The 16822-nt window shown below is 43.0% G+C and carries 13 protein-coding genes and 1 pseudogene; 12 read left to right on the top strand and 2 right to left on the bottom strand.

All coding sequences use genetic code 11. The features are described 5' to 3' along the window. Positions 1–20 precede the first annotated feature (20 nt). The 10 genes and pseudogenes from xylB (at position 21) to KSX81_RS02720 (ending at position 13089) form a co-directional block, all read left to right on the top strand. Positions 21–1547: a xylulokinase gene (gene xylB / locus KSX81_RS02765; protein WP_118419024.1), complete on the top strand. Its 1527-nt coding sequence runs from the start codon at positions 21–23 to the stop codon at positions 1545–1547. Between the two features lie 14 nt (positions 1548–1561). Continuing rightward, the gene (locus tag KSX81_RS02760) at positions 1562–2596 is read left to right on the top strand and encodes a zinc-dependent alcohol dehydrogenase (protein WP_004320731.1); all 1035 of its coding nucleotides are present in this window, start codon (positions 1562–1564) and stop codon (positions 2594–2596) included. Between the two features lie 42 nt (positions 2597–2638). Continuing rightward, positions 2639–3355, top strand: coding sequence for a deoxyribose-phosphate aldolase (deoC, locus tag KSX81_RS02755; RefSeq protein WP_004320730.1), 717 nt, complete (start codon positions 2639–2641; stop codon positions 3353–3355). Positions 3356–3401: 46 nt separating this feature from the next. Then, the gene (locus KSX81_RS02750) at positions 3402–5915 is read left to right on the top strand and encodes a hypothetical protein (protein WP_004320729.1); all 2514 of its coding nucleotides are present in this window, start codon (positions 3402–3404) and stop codon (positions 5913–5915) included. Beyond that, positions 5912–7704 (top strand): annotated as a pseudogene (locus tag KSX81_RS02745) (c-type cytochrome). Before KSX81_RS02750 ends, KSX81_RS02745 begins: the two are co-directional and overlap by 4 nt. A gap of 58 nt (positions 7705–7762) precedes the next feature. Beyond that, the gene (locus KSX81_RS02740) at positions 7763–8647 is read left to right on the top strand and encodes an aryl-sulfate sulfotransferase (protein ID WP_004320726.1); all 885 of its coding nucleotides are present in this window, start codon (positions 7763–7765) and stop codon (positions 8645–8647) included. Between the two features lie 41 nt (positions 8648–8688). Then, positions 8689–9819 (top strand): PTS cellobiose transporter subunit IIC, encoded by a 1131-nt coding sequence (locus KSX81_RS02735; RefSeq protein ID WP_118419023.1) that lies wholly within the window; start codon positions 8689–8691, stop codon positions 9817–9819. Between the two features lie 29 nt (positions 9820–9848). Beyond that, a complete protein-coding gene (gene ccsA / locus KSX81_RS02730) occupies positions 9849–12347 on the top strand; it encodes a cytochrome c biogenesis protein CcsA (RefSeq protein ID WP_118419022.1) in 2499 nt (832 codons plus the stop codon). A 51-nt stretch (positions 12348–12398) separates the two neighbouring features. Further along, positions 12399–12692 carry a type II toxin-antitoxin system HigB family toxin gene (locus KSX81_RS02725; protein ID WP_004320723.1) on the top strand — a complete coding sequence of 98 codons (294 nt, stop codon included), beginning with the start codon at positions 12399–12401 and terminating at the stop codon, positions 12690–12692. A gap of 13 nt (positions 12693–12705) precedes the next feature. Then, positions 12706–13089 (top strand): type II toxin-antitoxin system HigA family antitoxin, encoded by a 384-nt coding sequence (locus tag KSX81_RS02720; RefSeq protein WP_004320722.1) that lies wholly within the window; start codon positions 12706–12708, stop codon positions 13087–13089. 178 nt (positions 13090–13267) lie between these two features. On the opposite strand, the gene KSX81_RS02715 is transcribed toward KSX81_RS02720, so the two are convergent. After that, positions 13268–15067, bottom strand: coding sequence for a hypothetical protein (locus KSX81_RS02715; protein WP_118419021.1), 1800 nt, complete (start codon positions 15065–15067; stop codon positions 13268–13270). Between the two features lie 6 nt (positions 15068–15073). Continuing rightward, positions 15074–15487, bottom strand: a complete 414-nt coding sequence (locus tag KSX81_RS02710; protein ID WP_004320720.1) for an HU family DNA-binding protein — start codon at positions 15485–15487, stop codon at positions 15074–15076. Positions 15488–16075: 588 nt separating this feature from the next. Between KSX81_RS02710 and KSX81_RS02705 the strand changes: the two genes are divergently transcribed. Then, positions 16076–16537, top strand: coding sequence for a hypothetical protein (locus KSX81_RS02705; protein WP_004320719.1), 462 nt, complete (start codon positions 16076–16078; stop codon positions 16535–16537). A gap of 38 nt (positions 16538–16575) precedes the next feature. Beyond that, positions 16576–16782, top strand: coding sequence for a hypothetical protein (locus KSX81_RS02700; RefSeq protein ID WP_118419020.1), 207 nt, complete (start codon positions 16576–16578; stop codon positions 16780–16782). Positions 16783–16822: the final 40 nt, after the last annotated feature.

Here is a 16822-nt window from a genome sequence, read left to right as displayed (position 1 = left end):
GAAAAGAAGAAAAATCATATATGTATATATTAGCACATGACTTGGGTACTAGCGGTAATAAAGCAACCTTATTCGACGAATCGGGATTGCTGATTGCTTCTCGCACGGCCGCTTACCCAACAGATTACGCTTCCGGCAACCGGGCGGAACAGAATCCGCACGATTGGTGGAAAGCCATTGTAGACACTACACAAGCACTTCTCGAACTGGTATCTCCCGCTGATATTGCCGGTGTGGCACTTAGCGGACAAATGATGGGCTGTCTTTGTGTGGATAAAAACGGTCGTCCGCTTCGTCCTCACATGCTTTATTGCGACCAGCGTTCGCAGGAAGAAGAGATGATCCTCTCTGAAAAGATAGACCCTCTTCATTTCTATGAAATCACGGGACACCGGATCAGTGCTTCCTATTCCATAGAGAAACTGATATGGGTGAAGAAACACGAGCCGGAAGTCTTTGCGCAGACAGCCAAGATGCTGAACGCAAAAGACTATATCAACTATCGCTTGTGTGGCACTCTTGCCACAGACCCTTCCGATGCTTCGGGTACTAACGCCTACGACTTGAACCGTTGGCAATGGAGTGAAGAAATCATAGAAGCGGCCGGACTTGACCTTTCTTTATTTCCGGACGTTCGTTCATCTATCGACGTTATCGGTGAAGTGACAAACGAAGCAGCCCGTGAAACGGGCCTACTGGCGGGAACTCCCGTTATTTGTGGCGGTGGCGATGGCAGCTGTGCCGGAGTAGGGGTAGGCTGTGTAGCTCCGGGTAGTGCATACAACTATCTGGGTTCTTCCTCTTGGGTAGCATTGACAGTGGAAAAGCCGATTGTAGACGAACAACGCCGTACCATGAACTGGGCGCATGTAGTGCCGGGTATGCTGCATCCGTCAGGAACGATGCAGGCGGCAGGTTCCTCCTACAACTGGATGATAAACCAACTCTGCCAGCACGAACAGGCCTTGGCAGCTCAATTAGGCCGTAGTGTGTTCGAACTGATTGACGAACAGATACTTTCTTCTCCGATAGGAGCCAACAAACTCCTGTTCCTGCCTTATATGCTTGGTGAACGTACTCCCCGTTGGAATGTAGATGCCAAAGGAGCATTCATCGGACTGACACTGGGGCATCAACATGGAGATATGTTGCGGGCCGTTATGGAAGGAATCACGCTTAATCTGGGATTTATAGTCAATATCTTCCGCCAACATGTTCCTATCGACCAAATGACAGTTATCGGCGGATGTGCGCAGAATCCCGTTTGGCGTCAGATGATGGCGGATATTTATCAGGCGGAAATTCGTGTACCTAATTATTTGGAGGAGGCTACTTCGATGGGAGCAGCCATCCTGGCAGGTATCGGTGCAGGCGTCTTTAAGGATTTCTCTGTAATAGACCGTTTTGTCCGTATCGAACAGACTGTGCAGCCGATTCCTGAAAATCGGGCGAAATACGAAGCGTGGATGCCTGTTTTTGATAAAGCCTATCATGCTTTATATGATATGTATACCGAGATTGCAAAAACTGAATTAGATTCTATATAAAACCAAAGAACAATATGAAAACAGTCATTGTGCCGGCTCCCGGCAAAATAGAAATACGACAGGTGGAAACTCCTGTCATTAATGCTTATCAGGCATTGGTGAAGACAGAAATGGTGGCTTTGTGTAATGCGACCGACAGTAAACTGGTAGCCGGAAAGTTCCCCGGAGTAGATACGTACCCGTTGGCTTTGGGACATGAGAATGCCGGAATTGTAGTAGCTGTTGGCGAGAAAGTGTGTAACTTCAAGGTGGGCGACCGGGTGATTGGCGGTCTTATTTCCGATTTTGGCGCACAGGGTATCAATAGCGGCTGGGGAGGTTTCAGCGAATATGTGGTAGTGAATGATTTTGAAGTATTGAAAGAAGAAGGATTGGCCACACCTGAACAAGGGTGCTGGGATAGTTTTGAAATACAGAACGCAGTTCCTTCGCACGTACAACCGGAAGAAGCGGTGATTTCCTGTACGTGGCGTGAGGTGCTGGGAGCTTTCAAAGATTTCAATCTGACTCCGGGTAAAAAGGTGATTGTAGTAGGCTCCGGCCCTGTTGGATTGAGCTTTGTGAAGTTGGGCAAGTTGTTCGGCTTGGGACAGATTGACATTGTCGATATGCTTCCTGCCAAGTTGGAAGTAGCCCGCCGGATGGGAGCGGATCATGGATATACTCCTGCTGAAATCAGCACTCCGGAATTTATTGCCGCTGCCAATCGTTCTTACGATGCGGTTATCGATGCGGTGGGACTGGATGCGGTTGTCAATTCCGTATTGCCATTGGTAAAGATGGGCGGAGATGTCTGCGTATATGGCGTTATGACAAAGAATCCGACGTTTGATTTATCAAAAGCTCCTTATAACTTCGACTTGCACATGCATCAATGGCCTACCCGTTCGGAAGAAAAAGCGGCGATGAACACATTGGCGCAATGGATTGGAGAAGGAAAACTGTCTGCGTCCGACTTTATCACGCATCGTTTTACAATAGAAGAAATTGAAGAAGCCTTTGCTGCCGTTAAACGGGGTGAAGTATTGAAATGCGTATTAACTTTTTAAGAAACAATAGATTTATAACAACTTATTAAACGACTCAAAATAATGGAAAAGAAGAATATAAACGAAGTGATTGCAGAATTATCAGTAGAACAGTTGGCAGGAATGATCGATCATACCTTTCTGAAACCTTTCGGTGATGCGTCTCCTATTGAAAAACTTTGTGCGGAAGCCCGTCAGTATCAGTTTGCGATGGTGGCCATCAATCCGGCAGAAGTGGAAACCTGTGTGAAGTTGCTGGAAGGTTCGGGCGTACGTGTAGGCGCGGCTATCGGTTTTCCGTTGGGACAGAATACGGTAGAGTGCAAAGCATTTGAAACCCGCGATGCCATTGCTAAAGGTGCAACCGAAATTGATACGGTCATCAATGTTCGTGCTTTGCAGAAGGGACAGACTGAAATCGTGAAGAAAGAAATAGAAGATATGGTTTCTATCTGTAAGCCTGCGGGAGTGATCTGTAAAGTCATTCTTGAAACTTGCTATCTGACGGATGAAGAGAAAGAAACAGTGTGCCGCATAGCTAAAGAGTCTGGAGTGGATTTCGTGAAAACATCTACCGGATTCGGTACGGCAGGAGCAACGGTACACGATGTGGCGTTGATGCGTCGTGTGGTAGGTCCTGCTATCGGAGTGAAGGCGGCAGGCGGTATTCGTGATCTCGATTCTGCGTTGGCATTGATTCAGGCAGGCGCTACCCGTATCGGTACATCAAGTGGTATTCAGATTGTAGAATCCTATAAGGAGCTGAAGAAAGGTTTGTAATCGTTCTTTTTTTCAAGAGGGTAATTAAGGTAAATAAGAAGATAAAATGATAAGATCGAAATTAATAAAGCTGTTGAAGTGTGGAATGGCATGTTGTGTGTTCCTCTCCGTCGTAGCGTGGCAGACGAAAGACACTTCCCTTCAGCCTACCGACACAGGAGGTTTTATCGTCGAGATTCAGAAGAAATATGTGGAAGTTCAGGCGATAAAAAAGAAAGGTAATCAGGAAGAGATAGAAAACAAGATCAAAGCCGTGCACCGGAGATTGACGCGTGCCTATCCGGTCTATTACGATTGGTGGCTACAGGATGGAACAACGGGTGATGTAGACTGGTTTAGTAAGAGTTTTAATCAGGAACTTTCCGTGCGTTTGCAGAAACTGAACATCAACACTTCCGTGACTAATACTCCGGAAAGTATCGAAACGGCTTTCCAGTCTTATCTGAAAGCGTGTGAACAAAGACGTATCAAGCGTTTGACAGCCTTCACAACCGATAAACCGGAGATTGTTTTTACAAAGTACAGAACGTTGCGTCCTTCTTTCTTTGCTTATACCGAAGGTGTTTCGGATGCCCGTGCCGAATGTAATTACATTGCGGGCGGCGCGTTGGCGAAGCTGAAGATGAATGGTATCTGGGCGGAGGTAGAAACGCTGTTGACAGATGAAGAAGGAGTGGTTCGTGATCCGAACCTCCACTTCGACGGTCAACACTTGCTTTTCTCCTGGAAGAAGTCCCGTAAGGAGGATGACTTTCATCTGTATGAAATGGATTTGAAGACACGTGAAATCAAACAGTTGACTTTTGGAAAAGGACATGCCGACATTGAAGGTATTTACTTGCCGGATGATAATATTCTTTTCAACTCTACCCGTTGTGGAAGCACGGTAGACTGTTGGTTTACGGAAGTCAGCAATATGTATCTCTGCGATAGGGAAGGACGTTATATGCGTCAGGTCGGTTTCGATCAGGTGCACACTGTTACCCCGACTCTGTTGGATGACGGCCGTGTGGTTTATACTCGTTGGGATTACAATGACCGCGGGCAGGTTTGGGCGCAACCTCTTTTCCAGATGAATCCCGATGGAACAGGACAGGCGGAATATTACGGAATGAACAGCTGGTTCCCGACAACGGTGGCACAGATTCGCCAAATCCCCGGCACTCGTAAGTTGATGGGAGTTTTTATGGGACACCATACTCCTCAACATGGCAAATTGGGTATTATAGATCCCGAAGCCGGACGTGATGAGAATGAAGGTGTCATGTTCGTAGCTCCGGTTCACAAACCGGAACCGGAACGTATTGACGGCTACGGGAAGTTTACCGATCAGTTTCAGCACCCTTTCCCGTTGAGTGAGACGGAATTTTTAATTTCCTATACTCCGTTGGGCTATTACGTCGGACATCCGATGGAATTTGGCGTTTACTGGATGAATGCGGACGGAGAACGTGAGTTGTTGGTTTCTGATACGCGTATATCCTGCAATCAACCTGTATTGGTTGCTCCTCGCAAACGTCCGTTCCGCCGTTCGTCTTCGGTAGATTATACAAAGAATGAGGGTGTATATTACATGCAGAATATCTACGAAGGTAACGGATTGAAAGGAGTGAAGCCGGGTACAATCAAACAGTTGCGTGTGGTAGAAATCCAGTTCCGTGCAGCGGGTGTAGGCGAAGTGAATGGTAATGATAAAGGGGGAGGAGCTATCATGAGCTCTCCTGTAGGAGTAGGTAATGCAGCTTGGGACGTGAAGAGAGTGTTGGGTGTGACGGAAGTACAGCCCGATGGTTCTGCTTTCTTTAAAGTGCCTGCACGCAAACCTCTATATTTTCAGGCATTGGATGAAAACGGACGTGTCGTTCAGACGATGCGTAGCTGGTCTACTTTGCAACCGAACGAGGTGCAGAGTTGCGTAGGATGTCACGAGCATAAGAATACGGTTCCCGTAGCAGGGCATCCGGTATCTATGGCCATGAACAAAGGTATCAAGGCATTGGCTCCGGAAGATGAGATGGGTGAACGCAATTTCAGTTACCTGAAAGAAATCCAGCCTATCTGGGATAGACATTGTATCTCTTGTCACGATGGAGTGAAGCAGCCAATGAGCTTGAAAGGTGAATTGAAAGTAATGGATAAACCAAGCAAAAGAAAATATACGGATTCGTATTTGAGTTTGACCCATGCTACCCAGAATAAAGATGGAGGAGCATGGCGAGGTAATGCACACCATCCGGAAGTAAACTGGATCAGTGCTTTGTCCGAACCTACATTGCTGCCCCCTTATTTTGCAGGTTCTAACACGAGTAATCTGATTAAACGTCTGGAAAGCGGACATGGAGGTACTAAGTTGACTCCGCAGGAAATACGAAAAGTGGCTCTTTGGATTGACTTGCTTGTTCCTTTTATCGGAGACTACCGCGAAGCGAACAACTGGTCGCAAAAGGATCTCGACTTCTACAACTATTATGATAAGAAGCGGGAAGCAGCCCGTGCGGAAGATCAGGAGAATATTCGTCAATACATTCAATCCCTTCAAACTAAACAAGAGAAAAAATGAAAAAGAAGATATTGATACCTGTTAGTATGGCTGCTATGTTTCTTTGTGCGTCTTGGCAAGCAGCGGAAACTACGGTTTCACCGGACCGTTTGTTTTTGGCAGACAACGAGAAATCCTTGTTTGTAACAAACAGGGCAGGTTGTGAACTCATCAAGATGTCGTCCGACGGGCAGAAAATGGAAAAGAAAGTCTCTTTCTCGTCTCCTGTCAATGCCATGACGCAGGATGCGAATGGAAAACTTTGGGTGGTATGCGACGGAAACTACGGTACGATGTACGAATTGGACGGCAAGAAACTTTCGGTGCAATCTAAAACAAAAAGCGGAGCTACTCCTTCGGACATTCTGTATAATCCGTTGTCAAAGTCTCTTTGGGTGACGCAACGATTCAATAACGAACTTTGGGAGATTGACCCGGCAACCCGTAAGGTGAAAACTAAAATCGCTGTCGGCCGTGAACCTGTGTCGATGGCTGCCTTTGCGAGTGATTCCTGCCTGTTGATTGCTAATAATCTGCCGGAAATGCCTTCTACGGCTTATCCGATTGCTGTACAGCTCGACATGGTCGATGTACTTTCGAAAAAGGTTTCGGGACGTATCATGTTGCCGAACGGCTCTACGGATGTGAAGTCGGTAGCAGTGGACAAAAATCATACTTTTGCGTATGTCACTCATTTAATCTCCCGTTATCAGTTGCCTACCAATCAGTTGGATAGAGGATGGATGGCTACCAATACATTGTCTATCATTGATTTGAAAGCAAAGAAGTGGCTGACTTCCGTTATTCTGGATACTCCGCAGAAAGGAGCGGCCAATCCGTGGTCGGTCATTGTTACTCCGGATGATAAACAAATCATTGTAGCGGCTGCCGGCAGTCAGGAATTGGTGCGCATCGATCGTATTGCTTTGCACGAACGTCTTGCCAAGGCGAAACAGGGAGAAATGGTTACTCCTTCTATGAAAGCATGGGGTAATATACCCAATGATGCGGGATTCTTGTATGGTATCCGTGACTTCATTCCTACACAGGGAAAAGGTCCGCGTTCGGTGGTTGCCACGGGAGGTAAAATTTATACAGCCAATTATTATACATCGGAACTGGTGTCTATGGATTTGAACGGCAAGAACGTGCAGAAGCAGGTTTTGGGTGCTCCGTTGGCTTTCACTAAAGTAGGTAAAGGCGATATGTATTTCCATGATGCGACCATTTGTTTCCAAAATTGGCAAAGTTGTGCAACCTGCCATCCGAATGATGCACGTATGGACGGGCTTAACTGGGATTTGCTGAATGATGGCATGGGTAATCCGAAGAATACGAAAACTCTCTTGCTTTCGCATCAGACTCCGCCTTGTATGGCAACTGGTATTCGTAAGAATGCCGAAGTTGCGGTACGTTCGGGAGTGAAATATATTCTGTTTATGGAAGGAGAGGATGAAATCTATGAATCTATCGACGAATATCTGAAGTCTCTGAAACCTCTGCCCAGTCCTTATCTTCAGAATGGCAAACTTTCTGCGAAAGCGAAAAGGGGAAAGAAGATTTTTGAGGAAAACTGTGCAAGTTGTCACTCCGGACAATATTACACGGACCAGAAACAGTATAAGGTAGATTGGACTACCGGACCCGATAAAGGTTTGCCGATGGACGTTCCGGCTTTGAATGAGTGCTGGCGTATTTGTATGACGGTCGTAGCTATTCGATGAAAGATATGCTTAAGGTACACGGACCTCACAAACCGGTTTCCGAAAAAGAACTGGAAGAGTTGGAGGAGTACGTATTGTCTCTGTAGTGAACTTCATCCGTGCCTGAAAAATCTTTTATATAAAACTAATTTTGAATTTATATTTATGACAAGAATATATATTGCGATTCTAGCTTTTCTGTTTCCGGCATTTTTGTCTGCGCAGGCAAAAACGTTTGCAGGAACGGATTATTCGCAAGGAATTGTCTTCGTGATGGAAAATAATCAAATCGTGTGGCAACACAAAGCCCCCGATTCCAATGATCTATGGGTATTGCCTAATGGCAATATCCTTTTCACCACCGGACATGGAGTACTCGAAATGACTCGTCAGAACGATACCATCTTTCATTATGAATCTAAAAGCCTGGTCTTTGCCTGCCAACGGTTGAAGAATGGAAATACGTTTGTGGGCGAATGTATCACAGGCCGTATGTTGGAAATCTCTCCTAAAGGTAAGATTGTGAAAGAAGTGTGCATCCTGCCGGAAGGTGTGAAAGAGAAAGGATTTGCTTTTATGCGTAATGCACGGCGTCTGGATAACGGCCATTTTCTGGTGGCGCATTATGGTCCGCAGTGTGTGACGGAGTATGATATGAACGGAAAAGTGGTGTGGAACCTGGATGTTCCTGGCGGACCACATTCATTGACTCGTCTGCCTAACGGACATACACTGATTGCCGTAGCAGATAAAGATCAAAATCCACGACTAATCGAAGTAACGGCAGAAGGAAAGACAGTTTGGGAACTATCGAATGCGGATATTCCCGGCAAACCGTTGAAGTTTTTGGGAGGTTTTCAGTATTTCTCCGACGGACGTTTCCTGATTACAAACTGGACGGGACATGTAAATCCGAAAGAGAAAGTACACATGTTGTTGGTCGACCGGCAAAAGAAGATACTTTATTCTTTGGAAAATACTCCGGGCTTGAAAACCATGTCTTCTGTTTATAGTATGGATATTCCGGCAGGTGTTACCTCTTATCATTAATAAAGTATAGATCATAAGAAAAAGACATTGAAATTTGCACTATGAAGTATCATCGAATAAAATGCAATTTGTATAAAGCGGAAGGAAACAGTTGGGAACAGATGGCGGAAGAATTACTTTCATCCGCCGTTCGGGAAGAGAGAGTGGTCCGTCTTGTACTCTTTACACGCTGTACGGATAATCAGGAATACAAGTTTCAACGTTCCTTTCTGGAACAATGGGTGGAGCGGCATTTCGTTTCTCCCCGTCCGGTCGTTTCGCTTGTGGCTCAAAAACCGTTGGTGGCGAACTTGGTGTTGGAGGTACATTCATTGGTGGAAGCTGCAGATGAGGCGCTCACAATAGAAGAACAGTTCACTTCTTCTTCTGTCCGCTACCTCCGGATCGCGACTTCTCACTACCGGGAAATAATAGCAGGAGGACTTTGTGCGGATGATTTGAATCTTCCTGTTCGCGAACAATCGGAACAAGCGTTCAGAAAGGTTGAAGAGATATTGAAAACGGAACAGATGAATTTCGGTGACATTGTCCGTCAGTGGAATTATCTGGAACGTATCACCGATATTACACATGGCAATCAGTGTTATCAGGATTTTAATGATGTGCGCACTCTGTTTTATGCTTCTTCGGCATGGGAATCAGGCTATCCGGCAGCAACGGGGATTGGCACACAATATGGAGGCATACTGATTGATTTCAATGCTGTCAGCGGAGAAGTGGATATCGTTCCTTTGGATAATGACTGGCAACGGGCTGCTCATGTTTATTCGGATGAGGTACTGATTAGTCATCGGGCGGATACGGAGAAAGGAACTCCGAAGTTCGAAAGAGGAAAGTCTTTGTCCGACCGTCAGCAGGAAGTAATTTATATTTCCGGCACGGCTGCTATCCGTGGCGAGGAAAGCGTAACGACCGGAGATGTACTTTCGCAAACGGAAATCACTCTTGAAAATATCCAGCATTTGATCGGACTGGAGGAGGGGAGGGAGAATCTGCCAGAACATTCCGGTAAGTTAGGACTTCTTCGTGTATATCTGAAGAATGAGAAAGATGCGCCGGCTGTGAAAGCAGACCTGGATAGACTTTGTCCGGATCTTCCTATTGCTTATCTTTATGCGGATGTATGCAGAGAGGAATTGTTGATAGAAATTGAAGGGATTGCTTATTTGTAAAAGCATTGTTTATTATAAAAGAAAAACAGATGAAACTGATTCGACTGATAGCTTCACCGGTATTGATGTACATCTTAGCGGGACTTTATGCCTTGATATTGGCAGTAGTCACTTTTGTGGAAAACTCTTATGGCCCTGCCATTGCCCGCGAGTATTTTTATTATGCTCCCTGGTTTATACTGTTGCAGTTATTGCAGGCAGTTAATCTATCGGCTATGTTCCTTCAGGGAAGCTATTTCAAGAGAATCAGTAAAGGCAGTCTGATTTTTCATGGAGCTTTTCTTTTTATTTGGTTGGGGGCTGCTGTCACTCACTATGTCGGAGTGACGGGTATCATGCATATCCGTGAGGGGGAAACGGCAAACAGCATGATGAAAGATGAGGGAGCAGGGATGGAAAAGACTTCCCTGCCTTTCTCTGTCACGCTGAATGATTTTAGGTTGGAGCGTTATCCGGGTTCTCATAGTCCGATGTCTTATGAAAGTGACTTGGTGATTAAGAGAGAGAATGAATCTCCTTTGCAGGCAACCATTCGAATGAATAAAGTGATTGATGTGGATGGTTATCGTCTGTTTCAGTCTTCGTTCGATCCCGATGAACAGGGCACTGTGTTGTCTGTGAGCTACGATCGTCCCGGTATGCAACTTACGTATACCGGATATTTCCTGTTGTTTGTTGGTTTTGTATGGACGTTGTTCAGTAAGAAATCCCGTTTCGGACGATTACGTAAAGAGTTGGGAGAAATGAAAAATAATGCTCCTTTCTGTCTGTTGTTCTTCCTGATTTTATCCGGAATATCAAGTATGCAGGTATTGAGTGCACAACAAAAATCTGTTTCTTTGCAGCAATCACCCATAGCAGCGCAACACCCTCTTGTGGTTTCTCAACTACCTTGTGTTTCTTCTTTACATGCCGAAAAGTTCGGTAGTCTGGTAGTACTTAATCCAAACGGACGTCTCGAACCCGTCAACAGTTATACATCTGCCATCTTACGCAAATTGTATGGAGCCGATCAACTGAACGGTATGGATTCGGATCAATTCTTTCTGAATCTGCTTTCTTTTCCCGATGAATGGGGAGCCTTTCCTTTTATCAAAGTCGATAATAAAGAGCTCCTTCAACGCTTCGGCAGGGATGGCAATTACATTGCCTGGCAAGATGTGTTTGATGCAGACGGCAACTATATCCTGACGAATGAAATGAACACGATTTACGCCAAACCGGCTTCGGAACGAAAACGACTGGACTCGGATTTATTGAAACTGGATGAATCGGTAAATATCGTCTATCGGATCATGCAACACCAGTTGTTACCGCTTTTCCCGGATGGAAATGATTCGCAGGGAAAATGGTATTCACCGGGTGATGATTTAAGTGCTTTTCAAGGGAAAGACTCTTTATTTGTAACCAAAATCATGGATTGGTATATCTATGAGTTAGGAAACGGAGTTCGTTCCAACAACTGGAAGGAAGCCGATAAAATCGTCGAAATGATGAATGTCTTCCAACAGGCAAAGGCTAAAGTTCCCACTATTGACAATCGGAAAGTGAAAGCCGAACTTCTCTATAATCAGCTGAATCTATTTTTCTGGTGTCGTCTGGCTTACCTGATTTTGGGCGGCATCCTACTTTTCATTGCTTGCGGAGAGATTATTGCGGACTTCAAATGGGGGAGAAAACTAAGTGGTATTCTGATTGCTCTCCTGACAATCGCTTTCCTTACGCATACGGCAGGTGTCTTGCTACGTTGGTATATTTGTGGGCACGCGCCTTGGGCGAATGCTTACGAGTCAATGATATGTACCTCTTGGTTGCTGGTAGGCAGCGGACTTCTGTTTGCCCGCCGATTCCGTATTCTTCCCGCATTAGCGGGATTATTGGGTGGAATCATGCTTTTTGTGGCAGGACTGAACCATCTGAATCCGGAAATCACTCCTTTGGTTCCGGTACTCCAGTCTTATTGGCTAATGTCTCATGTCGCTATTATCATGATCGGTTATGTATTCTTTGCGCTTTGCGCACTGACAGGACTATTTAACCTTGTATTGATGAATTTGCTTTCCGCCACCAATCGGTTGAAACTCCAGTTCCGCATCCGTGAACTGACATTACTGAATGAAATGTCAATGATCCTCGGCCTGTTCTTTATGACCGCAGGTACATTTCTAGGGGCCATCTGGGCCAACGTCTCCTGGGGTAGATATTGGGGCTGGGACCCCAAAGAAACTTGGGCATTGATTTCAATCGTTGTTTATGCATTGGTGCTTCACATCCGTTTCATTCCTCTTCTGAAAGGAAAGACCGACTGGTGTTTTAATCTGCTTTCGGTTGTAGCCATTCTTTCCGTTATCATGACTTGGTTCGGAGTGAATTACTATTTAAGCGGTCTACATTCTTATGGAAAAACCGAAGGAGGAGATTTTTTATTGTGGATATGGGGACTGGGAGTCTGTCTTGTGTTTGTGTTGGCATTGTTTGCGCGTAAACGGTTGAATAATTATTTAAAAATAAAAAATAACTCTCTATAAAAATTCCACATTTGGGAATTATTGCTACCTTTGTCTCAAATCAAAAGAGTAATGAAAATAATCGATTCTGAAAAGCTGGAAGATTTCATTAAAAAACATGCAGATGCTAATAATGCCATTGAAAAGTGGGTAGAAAAAATAGAAGCTGCAAATTGGAAAAATCATAATGAACTAAAAAAAGATTTTCTTTCAGCCGATTATGTAGGAAATAATCGCTATGTGTTTAATATTCGCGGTAATAATTATCGACTCGTTTCAGTTGTTGTTTTTTTTGCAGGTACAATGGTAATTCGTTTTATTGGCACTCATAATGATTATGATAGAATTGATGCTAAGAATATTTAAGAAGGAGGGTATTATGAAAATTAATAATGATTCCCAATACAGGGAATATAAAAGGGCAGTAGAAGTTCTGATTGAAAAAGGAACTAAACTTGGTGATATGGAGTTGCTGTCGGATTCTGATAAAGAAGAATTTGTACGTTTGACAGACGCTATTTATGAATGGGAAGCAGCATACCATCCTCTACCGGGAAAGGTTTCTACAATCATAACAGACGCTATAAAAAAACGTATGGACGCTGAAAATATAAAGCAGAAAGAAGCTGCGCAGAAACTGGGCATTTCAGAGTCTCGTATCAGTGAGCTTTTATCTGGGAAACGGGCGCTTAATTTAAATCTGGTGAAACGTTTACGAGATAATTTCGGAATTTCAGCTGATTTTATACTTGATAATATGTAAACTGATCTCTGCCACATTTTTGTCTTTCTTTTAAGTATTATACGGGGAGAAACAAAAATGTGGCAGCTCTTATACTCAATGACTTATCACTCAAAATAGCTAAAAATAAGAGAAGTTTACATGAAATGTATATAGAGTTTTTGCTTTTTTCGGAGCGAAAACTGCATTTTATTACCAATTACTTGAATTTCAATATTTTGATTGTCCTATTGTCGTGTTTCCAACCTTTTTCCACCTCGGCATATTGTTCCAGTTCCTTTGTTGTGATGCCTCGTTCTGTGTTCAGTCCCATTTTTTTATATACTTGTTTTAGCATGCTTTTCGCTTCTTGAACGGAAAGTTCGGAGTCTATGGGAAAAGTGCGCTGAATAGATATTTTCATTTGTCCCGATTGCTTAATCGTATGTTCGCTGCTTACATTCAATGCTGTCCGCAATTTATTTTCGTTATAATCGGATTCGCGAATAAAATCCCCTCCGAACCGGCAGAAACAATCGTATAGGTATCTGTCGGTGGTAGTAGTAATCAGATTTCCCAGCATGCGTTGGTAGCGTTTTTGCAATTTTTTGTCGGTAGCCCTACTCATCTTTTCCATTTCTTCCAGTTTATGAACAATAAGCTGTGCCCGTTTCTTCTTTGCCAGACGATGTTGGATGGCCATACGTTCATTGTCCGAAACCGGCATAAGACGCTCTTCATGAGAGAATGCGAAGTAATCGGTCTGCTGGTAGGCATTACAAAGCAGATCAGCGGAAGTATATAGTCGTTTCACTTGTTCTTTCTCATATAAATTGGCTATCAGAAACGGGTCGGGTTTTCCATTCGCATCCAAATAGGGGAGATATGAATTCTCTCCGATGGCTTCCTGCAACAAAGTACGTTCACCGATATTTGAGGTTCGTGCCAGTTGTTTTTTCCACCCGTTGAAAATACTGGCGGCTCCTTCTATCCAACTGTCAATTTCATTGGCAGACATACATTCCAGGTCCGGACGGATAGAAGCAATATGTGTCACGGTGTTTACTCCACCTCGAAATCGTCCGATGATTTGAATTGCTTCGGTAGCCGGATCAATAACCGATTGGGTTGCACCGTACAAATCATTGATGAGAATCACATGTGGCGGGTTTTTGCATACAATATCCACAGCAGAGTAGAAACGTGAAGTGAAGAAATTGTAACGTTCCAGTTCGGTTATCATTATGGACTTCTTGCGGCGGTTACCTTTCCACAACTTATACTGTCCGTCTTCGCTACAAAAGGTGCAAGCATTGTTCAATTCGGGAATCAATCGGTAGAAACTGTCTATTGAGTCGATACTGTTACAGAAGATACAGACTGTGCCGCGTTTGGCTTCAATTACCTCTTGCAAAGTAGCCAGTACATTGTTTGTAGTAATCAGTTTTAGTTTCTGTTGATATGCGTAGTCCGGTTGGATTAATACTCGTGTGAAACCATCGAAGCGATTATCTTTTTCGGGTACGATGGGTGTAGCTGAAATCAATGCCTTGTCCCGGAAACGGAAAAAATCATTCATCGGTTCGCGGATGGAATCACGGTAATGTACGTCCTGTACCAACTTCTCACATTCGTCAAACAAGATAAAACACTCTGCGTACATATCTATATCTACGGCCTGCATGGCTTCTTTAATTTTGGTAAAGCCTTCGGGAGTAGTCAGCAATTTGTAATGTTTGTCCTGGTTCTTCTCCAGAAAGTCGGTGACTTGCCGGATGCTAACCCCTTTGTAGATAGCCAATGAATTCTTGTGTACCTTTGCTTTAGATTCAATGACAGGCACATTGGGCTCGATAATAATAGACTTTCGGGGTGCTGTCAATTCGCAGTGTGTAGCGCCCAGTCCGGGGAGGAGTTTATTAATAATACAATTGGTCGGGATGAAGTCTTTGCCGGCACGTTTCAATGCATCCGCAAAGTATTCACCTTTTCGGATGGAGTAAATTCTGTCGTATTCCATGTTGTTTTAGTATTTTCGTTTGTTATGTTTTTCAGGATTATATTTCTCGAATCCGGCTGCTGTTATTGTCCTTTTCAGATGCTTTTCTGCTTTAAACACAACGTTCTTCACTTCTATGGATTCTGCCCGATGGTTTTCACTGGGTTCTTTGTCCTCGCAGAAACTGCCGTTAAGAGAGAAACTGCCGAAGTCATCCAGATTGAGAATGTTTCCATCCTTCAGAATGGCTTCTATTCCTTCCAGTACCATACTTAGATTTTTATATGCATCACCTTTTGTGATATTATTCCTGAACGCCAGATACTCTACAAAAGCTTTTGTATCAAGTGTATCCCATGATAGCAGTTGTACACGAATGTTTGTATCCTTATCTCCTGTAAAGGTATCTGCAAAGCGAGTTGTTTTATAAAGTATACTCATACTATAATTTCTTTTAGATGATTATTAGATGTTGCAGTTGAGTAACTTCAGAAATGGACTTGTGTAACCAGATAGTTGCACAAGTGTATCTGGATAGTTGCTCAAGTGCAACAGATTAATTCATGCGGATGAATTTGCTAAAAGATAAGGGGGAATTATTAATATATGGAGTAGAACTAATTACATCTTCCTTATGAATTGGTAAAAACATCTTGTCGATTAAGACGGTACAAAGGTAGACTATTTTTATGAAGTAGACTATTCTTATTTTATATAATAATCCAGTATGCACAAATTAATTCTCACATCAATACTTTTGTTTTCATCTGCGAAGATATATATAAAGGCTTGTCTTGATATTTCTTCCATGTTTGCATAAGTAATAGCTGTTTGTAGTGTATATATGTCCAATATATTGGCTATATATATCCAACATACTGGAGATATATACACACCATGTTTATAGTTAATAATGTATTTGAGCCTTTTGATATTTGTTTTTGAATATCTTCAGAAAAGTAGTTTGAAAAATTTGGTTGTATTCAAACTTATTTGTTTCTTTGCTAAATATAAACATAAAAAACAAACATGAAAAGTTTACTGTTCTTAATGATTACTGCACTAATGTTTGCTGGATGTAGCAAAGATGAAGATAAAGATGAGTTTTATGAAAAACAAATTACTGCGAATGAATTAGAGTCCGGTACAGGGACTTATGTAATGAACAAAGGTTCGTATACATATTACTTAGTTTTTAAAAATGGGGGATTAGGATACTATACATATAAAGGAGATAAATTTACAAGCATTCACTTTGTTGATTATTCCATAAATAAGAATAATCTCAACCTTGTTAAACATCCATACATGGAAGAAGTTTTGGGAGGTGAAAAAGAATACTATACTCTTTATATCAGTTTTGTTCATTGGGGACATGAGAAAACCACAGATAATGGAACTGGAGGTGAGCAATTATTGATTAGAGGTGATAACTATCCTTATGAATTTGCGATAGGATATTATAATAAGAGTTCTATTTCTTTAAAATAATAAATCTAAAAACTTAAAGCTATAAGAAACTGTAGAGTATGAAAAAGATAATTCTTATTATAATTTTGTTTTGTGGATTTGTTCTCACTTCTTGCGAATCGGAGCAAGTAAAAATGGGAAGAAGAGCGGTATATGATAAGATAAACTCTGATTTATCATCAGGAGAGATTGAGGGTGAGTCGCATTACGTCATTGAAAATGGAAACGTCTGTGGGGAGGTAGAGTATCATCATTTCAATAGTTAATACAAAGCTTCTTGTATGTTAACAACCTATATCTCAAGTA

The organism is Bacteroides sp. MSK.18.37, from assembly GCF_019129155.2.
Taxonomy (GTDB): domain Bacteria; phylum Bacteroidota; class Bacteroidia; order Bacteroidales; family Bacteroidaceae; genus Bacteroides; species Bacteroides ovatus.
The sequence above is the reverse complement of the archived record's forward strand: the minus strand, read 5'-3'. Positions and strand labels throughout refer to the sequence as shown.